The 16569-nt window shown below is 68.4% G+C and carries 20 protein-coding genes and 1 other RNA gene; 17 read left to right on the top strand and 4 right to left on the bottom strand.

Translation table 11 applies throughout. The annotated features are described in order from the left end of the window. Nucleotides 1-80: 80 nt before the first annotated feature. From rph to pepQ, 7 genes are all read left to right on the top strand, one after another. The gene (rph, locus tag SOM47_RS04310; RefSeq protein WP_042614406.1) at nt 81-806 is read left to right on the top strand and encodes a ribonuclease PH; all 726 of its coding nucleotides are present in this window, start codon (nt 81-83) and stop codon (nt 804-806) included. Continuing rightward, entirely contained in the window at nt 803-1192 is a 390-nt protein-coding gene (locus SOM47_RS04305) for a VOC family protein (protein ID WP_320504862.1), read from the top strand. Before rph ends, SOM47_RS04305 begins: the two co-directional genes overlap by 4 nt. Next, complete coding sequence (gene rdgB, locus SOM47_RS04300) at nt 1192-1806, top strand: RdgB/HAM1 family non-canonical purine NTP pyrophosphatase (protein WP_101098305.1); 615 nt, start codon at nt 1192-1194, stop codon at nt 1804-1806. The genes SOM47_RS04305 and rdgB overlap by 1 nt, the downstream gene beginning before the upstream one ends. Nucleotides 1807-1815: 9 nt before the next feature. Continuing rightward, the gene (hemW, locus tag SOM47_RS04295; RefSeq protein WP_320504861.1) at nt 1816-3048 is read left to right on the top strand and encodes a radical SAM family heme chaperone HemW; all 1233 of its coding nucleotides are present in this window, start codon (nt 1816-1818) and stop codon (nt 3046-3048) included. A 62-nt stretch (nt 3049-3110) separates the two neighbouring features. Then, nucleotides 3111-5552: a DUF1631 family protein gene (locus tag SOM47_RS04290; RefSeq protein ID WP_320504860.1), complete on the top strand. Its 2442-nt coding sequence runs from the start codon at nt 3111-3113 to the stop codon at nt 5550-5552. Next, nucleotides 5549-5911, top strand: a complete 363-nt coding sequence (locus SOM47_RS04285; protein ID WP_042614401.1) for a PilZ domain-containing protein — start codon at nt 5549-5551, stop codon at nt 5909-5911. Before SOM47_RS04290 ends, SOM47_RS04285 begins: the two co-directional genes overlap by 4 nt. A 73-nt stretch (nt 5912-5984) precedes the next feature. After that, nucleotides 5985-7316 carry a Xaa-Pro dipeptidase gene (gene pepQ, locus SOM47_RS04280; protein WP_320504859.1) on the top strand — a complete coding sequence of 444 codons (1332 nt, stop codon included), beginning with the start codon at nt 5985-5987 and terminating at the stop codon, nt 7314-7316. Nucleotides 7317-7771: 455 nt separating this feature from the next. Here the strand turns inward: pepQ and SOM47_RS04275 are convergent, their stop codons facing one another. Both SOM47_RS04275 and SOM47_RS04270 read right to left on the bottom strand, forming a co-directional pair. Beyond that, on the bottom strand, nt 7772-9094 hold the full coding sequence (locus SOM47_RS04275) for an aminopeptidase P N-terminal domain-containing protein (RefSeq protein ID WP_320505059.1): 1323 nt from the start codon (nt 9092-9094) through the stop codon (nt 7772-7774). 20 nt (nt 9095-9114) lie between these two features. Then, nucleotides 9115-9663 (bottom strand): UPF0149 family protein, encoded by a 549-nt coding sequence (locus tag SOM47_RS04270; protein WP_042612978.1) that lies wholly within the window; start codon nt 9661-9663, stop codon nt 9115-9117. Between the two features lie 141 nt (nt 9664-9804). Here SOM47_RS04270 and SOM47_RS04265 point away from each other — a divergent pair, with 141 nt between their 5' ends. The 8 genes from SOM47_RS04265 (at nt 9805) to SOM47_RS04230 (ending at nt 13851) form a co-directional block, all read left to right on the top strand. Next, nucleotides 9805-10026 (top strand): TIGR02449 family protein, encoded by a 222-nt coding sequence (locus SOM47_RS04265; RefSeq protein ID WP_042612975.1) that lies wholly within the window; start codon nt 9805-9807, stop codon nt 10024-10026. Then, entirely contained in the window at nt 10023-10316 is a 294-nt protein-coding gene (locus tag SOM47_RS04260; protein ID WP_042612974.1) for a cell division protein ZapA, read from the top strand. The genes SOM47_RS04265 and SOM47_RS04260 overlap by 4 nt, the downstream gene beginning before the upstream one ends. An 80-nt stretch (nt 10317-10396) precedes the next feature. Further along, a non-coding RNA gene (gene ssrS, locus SOM47_RS04255) (6S RNA) lies at nt 10397-10582 on the top strand. A gap of 94 nt (nt 10583-10676) precedes the next feature. Continuing rightward, nucleotides 10677-11264, top strand: coding sequence for a 5-formyltetrahydrofolate cyclo-ligase (locus SOM47_RS04250; RefSeq protein WP_042612977.1), 588 nt, complete (start codon nt 10677-10679; stop codon nt 11262-11264). Continuing rightward, entirely contained in the window at nt 11261-11740 is a 480-nt protein-coding gene (locus SOM47_RS04245; RefSeq protein WP_042612973.1) for an EVE domain-containing protein, read from the top strand. Before SOM47_RS04250 ends, SOM47_RS04245 begins: the two co-directional genes overlap by 4 nt. 21 nt (nt 11741-11761) lie before the next feature. Next, complete coding sequence (gene rpiA / locus SOM47_RS04240) at nt 11762-12409, top strand: ribose-5-phosphate isomerase RpiA (RefSeq protein ID WP_320504858.1); 648 nt, start codon at nt 11762-11764, stop codon at nt 12407-12409. Nucleotides 12410-12470: 61 nt separating this feature from the next. Then, on the top strand, nt 12471-12917 hold the full coding sequence (locus SOM47_RS04235; RefSeq protein ID WP_042612971.1) for a DUF192 domain-containing protein: 447 nt from the start codon (nt 12471-12473) through the stop codon (nt 12915-12917). A gap of 88 nt (nt 12918-13005) precedes the next feature. After that, a complete protein-coding gene (locus tag SOM47_RS04230; protein WP_042612970.1) occupies nt 13006-13851 on the top strand; it encodes a SirB1 family protein in 846 nt (281 codons plus the stop codon). Between the two features lie 23 nt (nt 13852-13874). Here the strand turns inward: SOM47_RS04230 and SOM47_RS04225 are convergent, their stop codons facing one another. Continuing rightward, nucleotides 13875-14114: a rubredoxin gene (locus SOM47_RS04225; protein ID WP_320504857.1), complete on the bottom strand. Its 240-nt coding sequence runs from the start codon at nt 14112-14114 to the stop codon at nt 13875-13877. Between the two features lie 34 nt (nt 14115-14148). On the opposite strand from SOM47_RS04225, the gene thiE reads away from it, so the two are divergent. Beyond that, a complete protein-coding gene (gene thiE / locus SOM47_RS04220; RefSeq protein WP_320504856.1) occupies nt 14149-14784 on the top strand; it encodes a thiamine phosphate synthase in 636 nt (211 codons plus the stop codon). Continuing rightward, nucleotides 14781-16061 carry a glutamate-1-semialdehyde 2,1-aminomutase gene (hemL, locus tag SOM47_RS04215; protein ID WP_320504855.1) on the top strand — a complete coding sequence of 427 codons (1281 nt, stop codon included), beginning with the start codon at nt 14781-14783 and terminating at the stop codon, nt 16059-16061. Before thiE ends, hemL begins: the two co-directional genes overlap by 4 nt. On the opposite strand, the gene azu is transcribed toward hemL, so the two are convergent. Then, nucleotides 16058-16507, bottom strand: coding sequence for an azurin (gene azu, locus SOM47_RS04210; protein ID WP_042612976.1), 450 nt, complete (start codon nt 16505-16507; stop codon nt 16058-16060). The genes hemL and azu overlap by 4 nt on opposite strands. Nucleotides 16508-16569: the final 62 nt, after the last annotated feature.

Here is a 16569-nt window from a genome sequence, read left to right as displayed (position 1 = left end):
GCGGCTTCATTCGAGCCTCCTGCCTGCCCCCTCCCCGGCGCGGGCATGGACCCGTTCCCTCGCTCCAACGGTACCCCGCCATGTCCGATACCCGCCCCAGTGGCCGCCAGCCCGACCAGATGCGCCAGGTCACCCTCCAACGCGGTTTCACCCGCCACGCCGAAGGCTCGGTGCTGGTGTGCTTCGGCGAAACCCGCGTGCTGTGCACCGCCACCGTGGAAAACCGCGTGCCGGGCTTCCTGCGTGGCAAGGGCGAAGGTTGGGTCACCGCCGAGTACGGCATGCTGCCGCGCGCCACCCATACCCGCAGCGACCGCGAAGCAGCGCGTGGCAAGCAGGGCGGCCGCACGCTGGAAATCCAGCGTCTGATCGGCCGCAGCCTGCGCGCCTGCGTGGACCGCAATGCGCTGGGCGAGCGCACCATCACCCTGGACTGCGACGTGCTGCAGGCCGACGGCGGCACCCGCACCGCGGCCATCACCGGCGCCTACGTCGCCCTGGCCGATGCGGTGAACCTGCTGCTCAAGCGCGGTGACATCAAGCGCAACCCGATCATCGGTGCGGTGGCGGCGGTATCGGTGGGCGTCTACCGCGGCACCCCGGTGCTGGACCTGGACTATGCCGAAGACAGCGACTGCGACACCGACATGAATGTCGTCATGAACGATGGCGGCGGCTTCATCGAACTGCAGGGCACCGCCGAAGGCCATGCGTTCCGTCGCGACGAACTGGATGCGCTGCTGGCGCTGGCCGACAAGGGCGTGGGCGAACTGCTGGCCGCGCAGCAGGCGGCACTGGGCGCATGACTCGCCGGCTGGCCCTGACCACCTTGCTGGTGGATGACTACGACCGCGCGATCGCCTGGTTCGCCGGTGCGCTCGGCTTCCACCTGCAGCAGGACATCGACCAGGGCGGCGGCAAGCGCTGGGTGGTGGTATCGCCCGCCACCGACGGCGCTGCCGGGCTGCTGCTGGCACGCGCCAGTTCGGACGTGCAGGCCGCGCGGATCGGCGACCAGACCGGCGGCCGGGTCGGCTTCTTCCTGGAGACCGACGACTTCGCGCGTGACCACGCCGCGATGCTGGCTGCGGGCGTGGAGTTCCTCGAAGCACCGCGCAAGGAACCCTATGCCACCGTGGCGGTGTTCCGCGACCTGTACGGCAACACCTGGGACCTGCTGGAGCTGGCCTGATGCGTCTTCCCGCTACTGCCAAGCTGGTACTTGCCAGCCACAACGCCGGCAAGCTGAAGGAGATGCAGGCGATGCTGGCCGACCTGCCGCTGCAGATCCTGTCGGCCGCCGATGCCGGGGTGGGCGATGTGCCCGAAACCGGCCTGACCTTCGTGGAAAACGCACTGATCAAGGCGCGTGCGGCCTGCCAGGCCAGCGGCCTGCCGGCGCTGGCCGATGACTCCGGCCTGATCGTGGACGCCCTCGGCGGCGCACCGGGACTGTACAGCGCGCGCTACGCCGGCAGCCCCACCGACGATGCCGCCAACAACGCCAAGCTGCTGGCCGACCTGCGCGATGTACCTGCCGGGCAGCGCACCGCACGTTTCTTCGCGGTGATCGTGCTGCTGCGCCACGCCGCCGATCCGCAGCCGCTGGTCTGCGAAGGCAGCTGGGAAGGCGTGATCCTGGAAGCGCCGCGCGGCCACAACGGATTCGGCTACAACCCGGTGTTCCTGGACCCGCGCCATGGGCTGACCGCCGCGGAAATGGAGCCGGCACTGAAGAATACGCTCAGCCACCGTGCGCTGGCCCTGCAGCAGCTGAAGCAGCGGCTGTCCTCGCTTTCCCTGTAACCGACGCTGATGCCCGCCCTCATTCCGCCGCCGCTGTCGCTCTACGTGCACCTGCCATGGTGCGTGCGCAAATGCCCGTACTGCGATTTCAACTCGCACCAGGCCAAGGGCGAACTGCCCTTCGATGATTACATCGATGCGCTGGTACGCGACCTGGACCAGGACCTGCCGCTGGTATGGGGCCGGGTGGTGCACAGCGTGTTCTTCGGCGGCGGCACGCCGAGCCTGTTCCCGGCCGAGGCGATCGACCGCTTCCTGCAGCAGGCTTCGGCGCGGCTGCGCTTCGCCCCGAACGCCGAAATCACCCTGGAGACCAACCCCGGCACGACCGAACACGGCCGTTTCGATGGCTACCGTGCGGCGGGCGTCAACCGGCTCAGCTTCGGCATCCAGACCTTCAACGACGAGGCGCTGAAGCGGCTCGGCCGCATCCATGACAGCGCCGAGGCCGAGCGCGCGGTGAAGATGGCGCAGGACGCCGGCTTCGACAATTTCAACATCGACCTGATGTATGCCCTGCCCGGCCAGACCCTGGCCGCCGCCGAGCACGACCTGGAGCGCGCCTTCGCGCTGCAGCCGGCGCATCTTTCGCACTACCAGCTCACGCTGGAACCGAACACGGTGTTCTTCGCCCGCCCGCCGCAGGGCATTCCGGACGAAGACAGCGCGTGGGACATGCAGGAACACTGCCAGGCGCTGCTGGCGCAGGCCGGCTTCGACCAGTACGAGGTCAGTGCCTATGCACGGCCCGGGCGGCAGAGTGCGCACAACCTGAATTACTGGCGCTTCGGCGACTACCTGGGCATCGGGGCCGGTGCGCACGGCAAGATCAGCTCGGGCGCCGAGCAGAACGTGCGCCGACGCTGGAAGCTGAAGCATCCGCAGGCGTACATGGACGCCGCCGGCAGGCCTGCCAGCTTCGGCGGCGATGACATCATCGCGGCGGACCGGCTGCCGTTCGAGTACATGCTCAACCTGCTGCGCCTGCACGAAGGCTTCAGCCTGCGCGACTTCCAGTCGCGTACCGGCCTTCCCGCCACGGCCATCGACGCCCCGCTGCAACAGGCGCTGCAACGCGGCTGGCTGGAACGCGTGGGTGGCGGCCACGATCACGGGGATGGCTGCGGCGACCACGGTTGTGCAGGCGCGGGCGGCGACGATCACGGCGAGCTGTTGCTGCGACCGACGGAACTGGGACGACGCTTCACCAACGATGTGGTGGAGCTGTTCCTGGGCGAGTAGCGCCGCCCCGCCCGACGCGGTAGATTCCGAGCCCGCCCCCGGGAAAACGGATGCCCAGCCCCATGCCCTCCTCGCCTCCGCCGATGCCTGAGGACACTGCGCGCTTCGCTGCGGTCGATGCCCCACCGCGCGTGCGCCGGCTGCTGGGCGTCCTGCTGGCACTGTCGCGGCAGTCGTTGACCGCGCCGCTGACGCTGACCGTGGTGGAACTGGAGCGTGAACTGCTGCGCGAGGCCGAGCGCGCCCGCAACAGCCAGATGCAGGCCGACCTGTTCGCCCAGGCCCGGCAGATCCATCCCTTCGCCGAAGGCTTCAGCCACCGCTTCCTGGAACACCTCGCACAGGCCTTGGCCGCGCTGTTCGCACCTGCCAGCGAAGCGCCGGCGGCAGCCGAACCCCAACGCCCGTCGATGTCCGCGCTGACCCTGGTCAACGACACCGACATCGATCGCAACATCGTGCTCAATGAGATCATGCGCCGCGAGATGCTGCGCTCGGCCAACGCGTTGCAGCTGCTGGGACAGAGGCTGGCAGTGCTGGCCGCCGCGCCGGCGCTGGATGCCGAGCATGTACCCTTCGGCCCGGTCATCCTGTGCGGCATCGTGCGCCGGATCGGCGATGAAGGCGGGCTCGAACTGGAGGCCCAGCTCGCACTGTACCGCAGCTTCGAGCGCCAGGTGCTGGAGCGACTGGGCGAACTGCTGGAGCGCGCCAATGTGCTGCTCGGGCACGAAGGCGTGCTGCCGGGACTGGTCTACACCCCGTACCTGGCGCGCTCGGCGGCGACCCGCCGGATCGTCACCCAACCCGGCCGCGGTCCGGGCAGCGGCGCAGCGCGGGCCCGCACGACGCCGGTCACCAGCTGGAACGGGGCCAGCAGCACCGCCGCCAGCTCCTGGTCGGCGATGATGCAGGCCGAACTGGGTGGTCATCCGCCGCCGACCGACGCGGCGGCCTCCATGGCACCGCAACCGCCGCCGCTGCCCACCGGTGCGCCGGATCGACCCGCGACTGCCGCCCCGGTGGTGGATCTCGCAGCCCCGGCCATGAGCGCCCTGCACGAACTGCTCGCCGGTGCGCGGCATGCCATGGCTGCCGGCGCGGCGGCGTCGCCTGGCCTGGAGGCACCGCTGCCGGGCGCTGCGGTGGACCACGAAGGCGGCATGCCGGGCGAGGCGCCCGATGCCAACACCGTGCCCAGCGCGATGGTCGATGCGATCCTGGGCCAGCTGCAGGCGCGCATCGCCGGCGGCGCGACAGCGCGCAGCATGTCCGACCTGCAGACGGCCCTGCTGACCCAGTTGCGCGCCGAGCACGGTGAACAGGCCGCGCTGACGGTCAAGGACGGCGACACCCTGGACCTGCTCGGCCTGCTGTTCCAGCAGATCCGCCAGGAACAGCGCCCACAGACGGCCGGCAATGACCTGGTCGGCAGGCTGCAGGTGCCGTTGGCACGCGCCGCGCTGGCCGATCCGGGCTTCTTCGTGCGCGACGAGCACCCGGCCCGCGAGCTGCTCAACACCATCGCCGAACTGGGCGCCAGCGGCCTGCAGGACGATGACCTGGACCCGCAGCTGGTGCAGAAGCTGGAGCGCACGGTGGACACCGTGGTGGCGCAGTACCACGACGATCCGGCCGTGTTTGCCGCCGCCAACGAAGAGGTACAGCAGCACTTCCGCGCCGCCGCCCACAAGGCCGAGCTGGCCGAGCGCCGCCACGTGGAAGCCGCGCGCGGCAAGGAGCGGCTGGAGGTCGCGCGGCAGCAGGCAACAACGTTGATCGAACAGGCCTGCGCGCAGGACGAGCCGCCGCGCTTCGTGCAGACGCTGCTGCGCCAGGCCTGGGCCGACGTGCTGACCCTGAGCCAGCTGCGCCACGGCGAAGACTCCGCACTGTGGCAGCAGCGCTTGCAGCAGACCGCGCGCATCACCGCGGTCACCGCCCAGGCCCCCGGCGGCGAGCATGCGGCCGACGACATCCTGTTCGGCGAAATCGAGGCAGCCGTCCTGCAGATCGGCTGCCATCACGACGAAGCGCGGGCCATCGCGCGCCGCCTCTCCACTCCCGGCGGCGAGGACGACAGCACATCGCGGACCGAGCTGACGGCGCGGCTGAAAGCGCGCACCCGGCTGGGCGAACATGCCGAAGCCCATGACACCCGCCGGCTCGCACCGCTGGCACGCAGCAACGTCGAAGAAGACTGCTACCGGCAGCTGCGCACGCTGCCGTTCGGTACCTGGTTCGAATTCATCAGCAACCAGCAGGGCGACCTGCACCGCCAGCGCCTGTCCTGGTACAGCCTGGTCACCGAACACGCCCTGTTCGTCAATCCGCGTGGGCAGAAAGTGGCCGAGTACACCCTGGATACGCTGGCCCGCCTGATGGCACTGGAACAGGCGCGCATCGTCACCGAAGACAAGGGACGGCTGATCGATCGCGCCTGGCAGGCGACCCTGCGCACGCTGCGCTCGCTGGCCGGTACTGAACAAGGGGAAGCCGCATGAGTGCCGACGACGACAGCACCGACACCCGCCGCGCGCCACGCCGCAACGTGGCCGACCTGGTGCCGGTGACCGACCAGATCGCCGAACGCGTGGTCGGCCGCCTTGGCAACATTTCCGAGACCGGCATGTTGATGCTGGCCTCCGTTCCCCTGCACGAAGACGCGCTGTACCAACTGCAGTTCAGCCTGCCCCTGGCCGATGGCCACGCCACGCCGATCGACGTCGGCGTACACCTGCTGTGGGCCGAACCGGCGCACGTGGCGGGACAGGCCTGGGCCGGTTTCCGCTTCATCACCCTCTCGCGCGAACACCGCGAACTGTTGCGCGGATGGATCGGACAGGAATCTCCGGCGCCCTGAACGCCGGTTCCGGCACAGCAGTCGGCCGGCGCATGCGGCACAATCAGGGGCTGTTTTCCAGCGAGTCACCGCGATGATCCAGCACGACCCCGGCGCCCTTTATCCCGACCACCTGGCCGTGCTTTGCCGGCGGGCCGAAACAGCGCTGGCGCGCGGCGGCTTCGACCATCTGGTGGTTCCCAGCGGCACCCTGCACTACCACCTGTTCGACGACCGCGATTATCCGTATGCGGTGAATCCGCAGTTCAAAGCCTGGTTGCCGCTGACCCGCGTTCCGCACAGCTGGCTGGTGTTCACCCCGGGCAAGCGTCCCACGGTGATCTTCCACCAGCCCTTCGACTATTGGCACGTGGTGCCCGACGCACCGAGTGGCTGGTGGGTGGAGCACTTCGACATCCAGGTCATCCGCAAGCCGGAAGAAGCGCTGGCGCTGCTGCCGCGCGACCGTTCGCGCTGCGCCGTGCTGGGCGAGCCGCAGAGCACGCTGGGTGACTGGGTGCCGAACAACCCGGCACCGGTGGTGGATTATCTGGAATACCACCGGGCGTACAAAACGCCTTATGAGATCGCGCTGATGCGCCAGGCCCAGGTGCTGGGCGTGCGCGGCCACCGCGCCGCTGAAGCCGCGTTCCGCAATGGCGCCGATGAGTTTTCCATCCACATGGCGTACTGCGCGGCAGTCGGCCAGGATGCCAACGAACTGCCCTACGGCAACATCGTGGCGCTCAACGAACACGCCGCCGTGCTGCATTACACCGAACTCGGCCGGACCGCGCCGCAGCCGCTGCGCAGCTTCCTGATCGATGCCGGCGCCAGCGCGCTGGGCTATGCCAGCGACATCACCCGTACCTACGCCGCACACGGCCACGACGAGTTCGCCGCGATGGTCGGCGCAGTCGATGCTGCCCAGCAGCAGATGTGCGCCGCGGTACGCGCCGGCTTCGACTACAAGCAGCTGCACGTGGACGCGCACCTGTCGCTGATGGGCGTACTGAAGGACTTCGGCGTGCTCAAGGTATCGCCGCAGACGGCGGTGGAAACCGGCATCAGCGCGGCCTTCTTCCCGCACGGCATCGGCCACCTGATCGGCCTGCAGGTGCATGACGTGGCGGGCTTCGCGGCAGGCGACGCCGGTGGCCGGATCGAACGTCCGGCAGGCCACCCCTACCTGCGCCTGACCCGGGTGCTGGAGGCGGGCATGGTGGTGACCATCGAGCCGGGCCTGTACTTCATCGACATGCTGCTGGACGAAGTGAAGCAGGCCGGGCATGGCGCCAGCATCGCCTGGGATCGCGTGGATTTCTTCCGTCCTTACGGCGGGATCCGGATCGAGGACGAAGTGCTGTGCACTGATGGCGAAGCGGACAACCTGACCCGGCCGGAGTTTGCGTTGGCGAACGGGTGAACCCGGGTCCACGTCATCGCATTCGCGCTGCCGCTCCCACGCTTTGCTGCGCAAACCGCGGGCCCCGCCTCACCAGCACCCACACCCCGCCGCTTCGCGGCCGCCCCTGACTCAGGGGCTCCCTCCACCCGACGGTCCATTGCGGCCGTCGGTAGCGCCGAGCCATGGTCGGCGAGCGCAGCGGGCCGTTGGCGGGAACATTCCGCCGACCATGGGTCGGCGCTACCGGAGGTCCCATGGCCACCAGAGACCTGTCGAAGGTGGGGCGGGGTGGGTTCGTGGGAACGCTCATCCGCATGGATGCGGATGGCGAGCCTACAGGGACGTACTTGCGGCGATTCCCACGAACCCACCCCGCCCCGCCAACACCCATCCCTGCAGCTTTTGACGTTGACGTTGACGTTGCCGTGGCTTGAAAAAAGCGGGCCGCCGGGCCGCAGGCCCGGCACCCCCACTCACCCCTGCATGAACGCTTCGATTTCGTCGGCGCTGCGCGCCAGGCCCTCGGTCAACACCCGATGCCCATCGGCGGTGATCAGCACGTCGTCCTCGGTGCGGATGCCGATGCCGCGCCAGCGCGCCTCCACGCTGGTGTCGTCGGCACCGACATACAACCCCGGCTCGATGGTGAACACCATGCCCGGTTCCAGCAGCCGCGACTCGCCCGCCAGGCGGTAATCGCCGACGTCGTGCACGTCCATCCCGATCCAGTGCCCGGTCTTGTGCCGGTAGAAGCGCTTGTACTGCTCCTGCGCGATATTGTCCTCCACGCTGCCCTTGAGCAGGCCCAGCTGCAGCAGCCCCTCGGTCAGCACCTGCACCGCAGCCAGGTGGCCCGCTTCATACGCCACGCCCGGCCGTGCCTGCGCCAGCGCGGCCGCCTGTGCAGCGCCGACCAGATCGTGCAGCGCGCGCTGTTCGGCAGTGAAACGACCATTGACCGGGAAGGTGCGGGTGATGTCGCTGGCATAGCCGCGGTACTCCGCGCCAGCATCGATCAGCACCAGCTCGCCGTCGCGCGTACGCGCGTTGTTGTCGCGGTAATGCAGGATGCAGCCGTTGCGCCCTGCACCGACGATGCTCGAATACGCCGGGCACGCATCATGGGCGCGGAACACCCGCTCCAGCTCGGCCTGCAGCTCGTACTCATGGATGCCCGCGCGCGCAGCCCGCATCGCCGCGCAGTGCGCCTGCACGCTGATCCGCGCGGCCTGTTCCATGAGCGCGATCTCCGCACCGGACTTGAACAGGCGCTGCTCGTGCAGCAGATGGCCCAGCTCCAGGAACTCGTGCGGGGGCTGCGCGCCATGGCGTACCTGCGAACGTACGCGGTTGACCCAGCCGATCAGCTTCAGGTCGAAATCCGCATCGCGCCCGAAGTGGTAATACACCCGCGAGCGCCCTTCCAGCATCCCCGGCAGGATGTCGTCGAGGTCCTCGATGGGATAGGCGTCGTCCATGCCGAAATCCGCCACGGCGCCTTCCTGGCCGGCACGGCTGCCATCCCAGGCTTCACGCTCGGCATCGCGTTCGCGGCAGAACAGGATCACCTCGCCATGCCGGCGCCCGGGAATCAGCACCAGCACGGCCTCCGGTTCCGGGAAGCCGCTGAGGTACTGGAAGTCCGAGTCCTGGCGGTACGGGTAGTGCGTATCCAGGCTGCGCACCTTCTCCGAGGCGGCCGGCAGCACCAGGATCGCCTCGTCGCCGGCCATCTCCATCAACTGGCGCCGGCGCCGCTTGTACTCGGCCGCGCCGATCCCGGTGCGCTGGCGCAGGTCCATGCGATCGCCGGCCATCAGTTGAGGCGCTGGCGGTGGCGCGCGGCCATCACGCAGTCACCGTGCAGCAGCAGCACCGCAATGCGGATGAATTCCTCGATCTCGGCCAGCGCTTCGTCGTCGTCCTCGCCGTCGCTGTCAAAGTCCTCGCTGGACGCCTGGGCCAGCTTGGCCAGGTCGTTCAGGGCTTCTTCGCCCTCTTCGGACAGCGCCGGGCGCTTGTGCCCCGAACCCAGACCGAAGCCCCCCAGGAACGCGCGCGCCCAGGTGAACAGGGCATCCACCTGCGGCTCGGTTTCGGTGCTGTCGCTGAGCAGCAGCTCGAAGCCGAAATCACGGTCCTCCAGCTGCTTGATGGTCACTTCCAGCAACTGCGCCAGCGCGCTGCCCTCGGCCACCGGCTGCAGCGCATCGTCGGCCAGCACGCGGGCCGGCCAGTCATTGCCCGGCGCGCCGCCAGCGGCCAGCCAGCCACACAGGCCGCCGTGCAGCTCGGCCGGGCTGGCGCCCAGCCCGAGCGTTGCGCTGGCACGGGAAACGTCGTCGATGGAAGGAAGTTCGGTCATCTGGGGGCTCATAGGTGATGGGGACGACCCGCGCATTGCTGCCTGTGTCGTCGATGGACTAGTTTAGAACGTGGCGCGTCGCCCCGCAGCCCGTGCCGCTGACGCTTGACCGTCATCAACGGCCCTGAGACTCTTGCCGCCATGGACCATCCCAGCCCGCTCGACCAGTTGCAGGCCTTCGCCGCCCGGGTGGAGGCGCTGCTTGAGCGTAACCAGCGGCTGGCCGAGGAGAACCGCAGCCTGCGCCACCAGCAGGAACAGCTGGTCAACGAACGCTCCACGCTGCTGACCAAGAACGAACAGGCCCGCTCGCGCGTGGAAGCGATGATCACCCGGCTCAAATCCCTGGAGCAGCACACATGAGCGGCGCCGAACCGGTAAACGTCCGCCTGCTTGATCGCGATTACACCGTCGGCGTCACCGCCGAGGAGCGCGACAGCCTGGTGGCCGCCTCGCGCCTGCTGGATGCGAAGATGCGCGAAATCCGCGGCAGCAACCGCATGGCGGCCGTCGACCGCGTCGCCGTCCTGGCGGCATTGAACCTGGCGCATGAGCTGCAGCAGCTGCGCGATGAAAACGCCCGCCAGGCCGTCGCCCTGCAGCAGACCTTGGCCGACATGAACCGCCGCCTGGACCGCGCGATCGACGTATAACGCCGTGGAATCTGAATTGGCACGCACTGTTGCCGACGAACGGACTCCCCCTGCGCAGCGAGCTGGTTATACTGTTCCTGCGTTCTCTGCGGTACACGACGGCATGTGCAAACATTCGCCTTGTCCCTTAAGAACGACACCGGGAGCGCGACGGCGCCGGGAGTGCATGTCCGCCTTGCAGCGGGAAGCCCGATGGTTCCCCAGCGTTCCCACTTGAGCCCCTGGGTTCAAGGTCGTTTCGCATGCATCGTCATCGCGGAGAATGCAATATTCGACAAAGGCGGCGTCTTCGGATGTCGCCTTTGTTTTTTCCGGCCGGCTGCGCGGCACAATAGCGTCATGCCCTCCTCGCCCCCCTCGATATCCGATCCCCGCACCGCGCTGCGCGCCGAACTCAGGCAGCGTCGCCGTGACCTGCCCGCTGCCGCCCGGATCGACGCCGCCGATCGCCTCGCTGCACGCCTGCTGGCACTGCCGTTCGCCCCGCAACGCGGGCATGTCGCCGGTTACTGGGCGATGGATGGCGAAATCGCCCTGCATCGCTGGCAGTTGACCTTGCCCGACACGGTGACCTACTGCCTGCCGGTGCTGCACGAAACCATTCTGCGCTTCGCGCCGTGGCGGCCGGGCCAGGCGCTGCGGCAGAACCGTTTCGGCATTCCCGAACCCGACCTGGACCCTGCCGATACGCTGGATGCCGGCGCCATGGACCTGGTGGTGACCCCGCTGGTCGGCTTCGACGCACAGGGCGGCCGGCTGGGCATGGGAGGGGGCTGGTATGATCGCAGCTTCGCCTTCCGGCACGACCGCCCTGCTCCGCCGTGGCTGGTCGGCGCGGCATTTGCCGTGCAGCAGGTCGATGCGTTGCCGGTCGCGTCCTGGGACGTGGCGGTGGACGCCATCTGCACCGAAGCAGACACCCTTTTCGCCTCGCACGTGACCGCATGACCGCCCGCAAGCGCTACTGGCTGATGAAGTCCGAACCGGACGCCTTTTCCATCGACGATCTGGAACGCGTCGGCACCGAGCCCTGGAACGGCGTCCGCAATTACCAGGCGCGCAATTTCATGCGCGACGGGATGCACGTCGGCGACGGCATCCTGTTCTACCACTCCAACACCAAGGTGCCTGGCATCGTCGGCATCGCCACGGTGGCCAGTGCCGCCTATCCCGATGACACACAGTTCGATCCGCAATCGGACTACCACGACCCCAAGGCCACCCGCGAAGAGCCGCGCTGGATGCTGGTGGACGTGGGCTTCGAGCGCAAGCTGGATCGCGTCATCGCGCTGGATGAAATCAAGCTGCACGCCGATGCGCTGGGCGAGGGTTTCCCGCTCACCGCCAAGGGCAACCGCCTTTCCGTGTTCCCGGTGACTGCGGCGCAGTGGAAGCTGCTGCTGTCGCTGGAACGCAAATCCTGATCCTCCATCGAGACCGCCCGCATGTCCGAAGCCAAGCGCCTGGCCGCTGAAAAAGCCATCGAATACGTCGAAGACGGCATGATCGTCGGGGTCGGCACCGGCTCCACGGTCGCCTACTTCATCGATGCACTGGGCCGCATCCAGCACCGCATCAAGGGCGCGGTATCCAGTTCCGAACAGAGCACCGCGCGCCTGAAGCAGCTCGGCATCGAGGTGCTGGAGCTCAACCACACCGGCACGCTGTCGCTGTATGTCGACGGCGCCGACGAGTGTGATCCCGGCAAGTGCCTGATCAAGGGCGGCGGTGCCGCGCTGACCCGCGAGAAGATCATCGCCGAGGCCAGCGAGCGCTTCATCTGCATCGTGGACCCGTCCAAGCAGGTACCGGTGCTGGGGCGGTTCCCGCTGCCGGTGGAAGTGATCCCGATGGCACGCAGCCTGGTCGCCCGCCGGATCCGCGACATGACCGGCGGCCAGCCGACCTGGCGCGAGGGCGTGGTGACCGACAACGGCAACCAGATCCTGGACATCCACCACCTGCAGATCACCGATCCGGAAAAGCTCGAGCGCGAGCTCAACCAGCTGCCCGGCGTGGTCTGCGTGGGCCTGTTCGCGCGCCGGCGCGCCGACGTGGTGATCGTCGGCGGCGAACCGCCGGTGGTGCTCTGATTCCCTGCGGGGCGTGCGCTGCAAGGCCCGCCTGACCGTTTCCCCTACCAAGGAAAACCCCATGTCGATCCGTTCCCTGCTCCTGCTGCCGCTGCTCGCGCTGGCCGGCTGCGCCACCGGTGCGTCCCAGCACTGGGTGGAGCTCGATGGCGCCCGCTACAAGGTGGAACTTGCGCAGAACGATGAGACCCGCGCGCGCGGACTGATGTTCCGCGACAGCCTGCCCGAAGACCACGGCATGCTCTTCATCCACGACCGCGAGGAACCCCTCGCCTACTGGATGAAGAACACCCGGATCGGCCTGGACATCCTCTACTTCGACAGTGCACGCAGGCTGGTCAGCCAGCAGCGCGATGTGCCGCCGTGCTCGGCGGGCGACCGTTGCCCGCCGTATCCCAGCAGTGGGCCGGCACGCTACGTGCTGGAGCTCAACGCCGGCCAGGCGGAGAAGATCAAGTTGAAGGACGGCACCGAACTGAAGCTCGGCCCGGGCATCCCGCCGCTCTGACCGGAAGGACCAGGATGCCGGTCGTCGGCCGGCATTCTTTCACCTGCTGCAGCTTGAAACCTTGCGGTATTGCCGCCAGTCTGTAGGCATGCAGGAGCGCATCACATTGCCCGACTGGGACACCCTGGCCGAACTCGACGACGAGTCGCTGCCACTGCTGCCCACTGCGTTGCTGATCGCGCGCGACGAATATCCCGCACTGGACCCGACGGTGTACGACGCGACGGTGCAGGCCCATGTCGACCACCTGCGCGCGGAAGTGGAGATCATCCCTTCAGCGCCGCTGAAAATGGCCGCGATCAACCGCCATCTGTTCGATGAGCTGGGTTACAGCGGCGACCACGACGAATACTACGATCCGCGCAACAGCTACCTCAACGAAGTCTTCGAACGCCGCCTGGGCAATCCGATCTCGTTGGCCCTGGTGCAGATGGAGGTCGCGCGGCGGTTGGGCATCGCGCTGGACGGGGTGTCCTTCCCCGGCCACTTCCTGGTGCGCCTGCCGATGGAAGAAGGAATGCTGGTGATGGATCCGTTCAACGGCGGCCGGCCGCTGGGCGTGGAAGAACTGCGCGAGCGCGCAAGCTCCCACCTGGGCGGGCAGCGACCGGACGACCAGGTGCTGGCGCAGATCCTCGACGCCGCGCCCAGCCGCGCGATCCTGATGCGCATGCTGCGCAACCTGCAGGGCGTCTATGCGGAAAACCACCAATGGGACCGTGCGGCGCGCAGTGCCGACCGCCTGCTGAAACTGGCGCCGGAAAACGACGATGCGCTGCGCGATCGGGGCCTGGCCTACCTGAAGTTGGATTACCTGGCCGGTGCGCGTCGCGACCTCGGGCGCTACGTGCAGCGCAATCCCGACGCGGGCGACGCGCAGGCCCTGCGCGAGAAACTGGTGGACCTGGGCGGACCGCGCACGCGGCTGCATTGAGCCGCGCCGCGGCGGCGCACGCCTCAGTCCAGCTCGACCATCTCGAAGTCATCCTTGGTCACGCCGCAGTCCGGGCAGGTCCAGGTATCGGGCACCTCTTCCCAGCGGGTTCCCGGCGCGATGCCTTCTTCGGGCAAGCCTTCCGCTTCGTGGTACAGGAATCCACAGACCACGCACATCCAGGTGCGGAACCGGGCCGGGGGGGTGTCGCTCATCGGATGTTCCCCTTCAAAATAACGTCCTTCGATGCACTTCCCGGCCATTGTCCCATCGTGGCCGCGCAACCGGTAGCCATCCATGTCCCCAGCACCTGCAACGCCTCGCGGCGTGTACCTGATCACGCCCGACGAAGCCGACACCGCGCGCCTGCTGGCCGGTGTCGAGCCGCTGCTCGCCGCCGGCACCACGTGGCTGCAGTACCGCAACAAGACCGCCACGGCGGCGCTGCGCCACGAGCAGGCGACCGCGCTGCAGGCGCTGTGCGAACGTCACGGCGTGCCGCTGCTGATCAACGACGACGCACGGCTGGCGCAGGCGGTCGGCGCGGCCGGCGTGCATATCGGTGAAGACGACGGCGGCGTGGCGGCGGCACGTGCGCTGCTGGGGCCGGCGGCGCTGATCGGTGCGTCCTGTTACGACGAACAGGTGCTGGCGCAGCAGGCGGTCGCCGCGGGCGCCAGCTACGTAGCCTTCGGCGCCTTCTTCCCCAGCCGCAGCAAGGCGACCACCCGCCGCGCCACCCCGGAGCTGCTGCGGCAAAGCGCCGCACTGGGCGTGCCGCGGGTGGCGATCGGCGGGCTGACCCCGGACAATGTCGGTCCCGCCATCGCCGCCGGTGCAGACCTGGTGGCGGTGATCAGCAGCGTGTTCGAGGCCGCCGACCCGGTCTCCGCCCTGCACGCCTATCTCGCCTGCTTCAAGGATCCCGCATGAACCACGACCAGTCCCACGCCCTGTTCACCCGCGCCCAGGCGCTGCTGCCCGGTGGCGTCAATTCGCCGGTGCGCGCGTTCAAGTCGGTGGGCGGGGAGCCGTTCTTCGTCGAACGCGCCGACGGCGCCTACCTGCACGACGTGGATGGCAACCGTTACATCGATTACGTCGGTTCGTGGGGCCCGATGATCGTCGGGCACAACCACCCGGCGGTGCGCCAGGCCGTCAAGAAGGCCGCTGACAGTGGCCTGTCCTTCGGCGCGCCATGCGCGGCCGAAGTCACCATGGCGCAGACGCTGACCCGGCTGGTGCCCTCCTGCGAGATGGTGCGGATGGTCAACTCCGGCACCGAAGCCACGCTGTCGGCGATCCGCCTGGCGCGCGGTGCCACCGGCCGCAGCCGCATCGTCAAGTTCGAAGGCTGCTACCACGGCCATGGCGACTCGTTCCTGGTCAAGGCCGGCAGCGGCATGCTGACCCTCGGCGTGCCCACCTCGCCGGGCGTGCCGGCCGGCCTGAGCGAGCTGACCCTCACCCTGCCCTACAACGATTTCGACGCTGCCACCGCGCTGTTCGAAGTCCAGGGCGAGCAGATCGCCGGCCTGATCATCGAGCCGGTAGTCGGCAATGCCAACTGCATCCCGCCGCGCGAGGGCTACCTGCAGCACCTGCGCGAGCTGTGCACGCGCTTCGGCACCGTGCTGATCTTCGATGAAGTGATGACCGGCTTCCGGGTTGCGCTGGGCGGCGCACAGGCGCACTACGGCGTCACCCCGGACCTGACCACCTTCGGCAAGATCATCGGCGGCGGCATGCCGGTGGGCGCCTACGGCGGCAAGCGCGAGCTGATGCAGCAGATCTCACCGGCCGGCCCGATCTACCAGGCCGGCACCTTGAGCGGCAATCCGGTGGCGATGGCCGCCGGCCTGGCGATGCTGGAGCTGGTGCAGCAGCCGGGCTTCCACGCGCAGCTGTCCGCGCGCGCCGCGCGCCTGTGCGCGGGCCTGGAACAGGCCGCCGCCGAAGCCGGCGTGAGTGTCACCACGACCCAGGTCGGCGGCATGTTCGGCTTGTTCTTCACCGACCAGAAAGTGGAGACCTATGCCCAGGCCACCGCCTGTGACATCCCCGCCTTCAACCGTTTCTTCCACGCGATGCTGGAACACGGCGTGTTCCTGGCCCCATCGGCCTACGAGGCCGGCTTCCTCTCCAGCGCACACGACGATGCCGTGATCGACGCCACCCTCGCCGCCGCCCGCATCGCCTTCAAGGCCTAGCCGAACACCAGCTTGCCTTTCATCATCGCGAAGTGGCCGGGGAACGAGCAGAAGAAGGTGTAGTCGCCGCCCTTCTGCAGGCTGCGGGTAGAGAACCGGACGCTGGTACTCTGCCCGCCGCCGATCACCTTGGTATGCGCCAGCACGCGCGCATCGCCCTTGGGCAGGTAGCTGTCGGCGAGCGTGCCGCGCATGCCGGCCATTGCCACGGGCTGGTAATCGGCGGTGCGCGTCAGCACCCAGTTGTGGCCCATCGCGGTGGCCGCCATGCGGCCGGTGTGGCGCAAGGTCAGGGCCACCTCGGTGCAGTCGGCGCCCAGCGTGATTTCGCGCGCGCTGAAGGTCATCTGGTCAGTGCTGTCGATGGTCACCGCGCAGACGCGCGCCATCGCCGACGGCGCCAACAGCACCGCACCCAGCCCTGCTCCCCATGCCCATTGCTTCATCATTGGCTGCTCCCGGTTGTTGGTGCGCTCCATTGTAGGAAAGCGGGGCGGCGCGCAGCTGC

Source organism: Stenotrophomonas sp. CFBP8980, assembly GCF_034046095.1.
Classification (GTDB): domain Bacteria; phylum Pseudomonadota; class Gammaproteobacteria; order Xanthomonadales; family Xanthomonadaceae; genus Stenotrophomonas; species Stenotrophomonas lacuserhaii.
This window is presented reverse-complemented; position numbering and strand designations above follow the sequence as displayed.

Coding starts and splice junctions, on each gene's coding strand:
- SOM47_RS04290 (WP_320504860.1), top strand. CDS start 3,111: ATGCCCTCCTCGCCTCCGCCGATGCCTGAGGACACTGCGCGCTTCGCT.
- hemW (WP_320504861.1), top strand. CDS start 1,816: ATGCCCGCCCTCATTCCGCCGCCGCTGTCGCTCTACGTGCACCTGCCA.
- azu (WP_042612976.1), bottom strand. CDS start 16,507: ATGAAGCAATGGGCATGGGGAGCAGGGCTGGGTGCGGTGCTGTTGGCG.
- SOM47_RS04265 (WP_042612975.1), top strand. CDS start 9,805: ATGGACCATCCCAGCCCGCTCGACCAGTTGCAGGCCTTCGCCGCCCGG.
- SOM47_RS04230 (WP_042612970.1), top strand. CDS start 13,006: ATGCAGGAGCGCATCACATTGCCCGACTGGGACACCCTGGCCGAACTC.
- SOM47_RS04245 (WP_042612973.1), top strand. CDS start 11,261: ATGACCGCCCGCAAGCGCTACTGGCTGATGAAGTCCGAACCGGACGCC.
- thiE (WP_320504856.1), top strand. CDS start 14,149: ATGTCCCCAGCACCTGCAACGCCTCGCGGCGTGTACCTGATCACGCCC.
- SOM47_RS04235 (WP_042612971.1), top strand. CDS start 12,471: ATGTCGATCCGTTCCCTGCTCCTGCTGCCGCTGCTCGCGCTGGCCGGC.
- SOM47_RS04270 (WP_042612978.1), bottom strand. CDS start 9,663: ATGACCGAACTTCCTTCCATCGACGACGTTTCCCGTGCCAGCGCAACG.
- SOM47_RS04305 (WP_320504862.1), top strand. CDS start 803: ATGACTCGCCGGCTGGCCCTGACCACCTTGCTGGTGGATGACTACGAC.
- SOM47_RS04225 (WP_320504857.1), bottom strand. CDS start 14,114: ATGGCCGGGAAGTGCATCGAAGGACGTTATTTTGAAGGGGAACATCCG.
- SOM47_RS04285 (WP_042614401.1), top strand. CDS start 5,549: ATGAGTGCCGACGACGACAGCACCGACACCCGCCGCGCGCCACGCCGC.
- rdgB (WP_101098305.1), top strand. CDS start 1,192: ATGCGTCTTCCCGCTACTGCCAAGCTGGTACTTGCCAGCCACAACGCC.
- pepQ (WP_320504859.1), top strand. CDS start 5,985: ATGATCCAGCACGACCCCGGCGCCCTTTATCCCGACCACCTGGCCGTG.
- rph (WP_042614406.1), top strand. CDS start 81: ATGTCCGATACCCGCCCCAGTGGCCGCCAGCCCGACCAGATGCGCCAG.
- hemL (WP_320504855.1), top strand. CDS start 14,781: ATGAACCACGACCAGTCCCACGCCCTGTTCACCCGCGCCCAGGCGCTG.
- SOM47_RS04260 (WP_042612974.1), top strand. CDS start 10,023: ATGAGCGGCGCCGAACCGGTAAACGTCCGCCTGCTTGATCGCGATTAC.
- rpiA (WP_320504858.1), top strand. CDS start 11,762: ATGTCCGAAGCCAAGCGCCTGGCCGCTGAAAAAGCCATCGAATACGTC.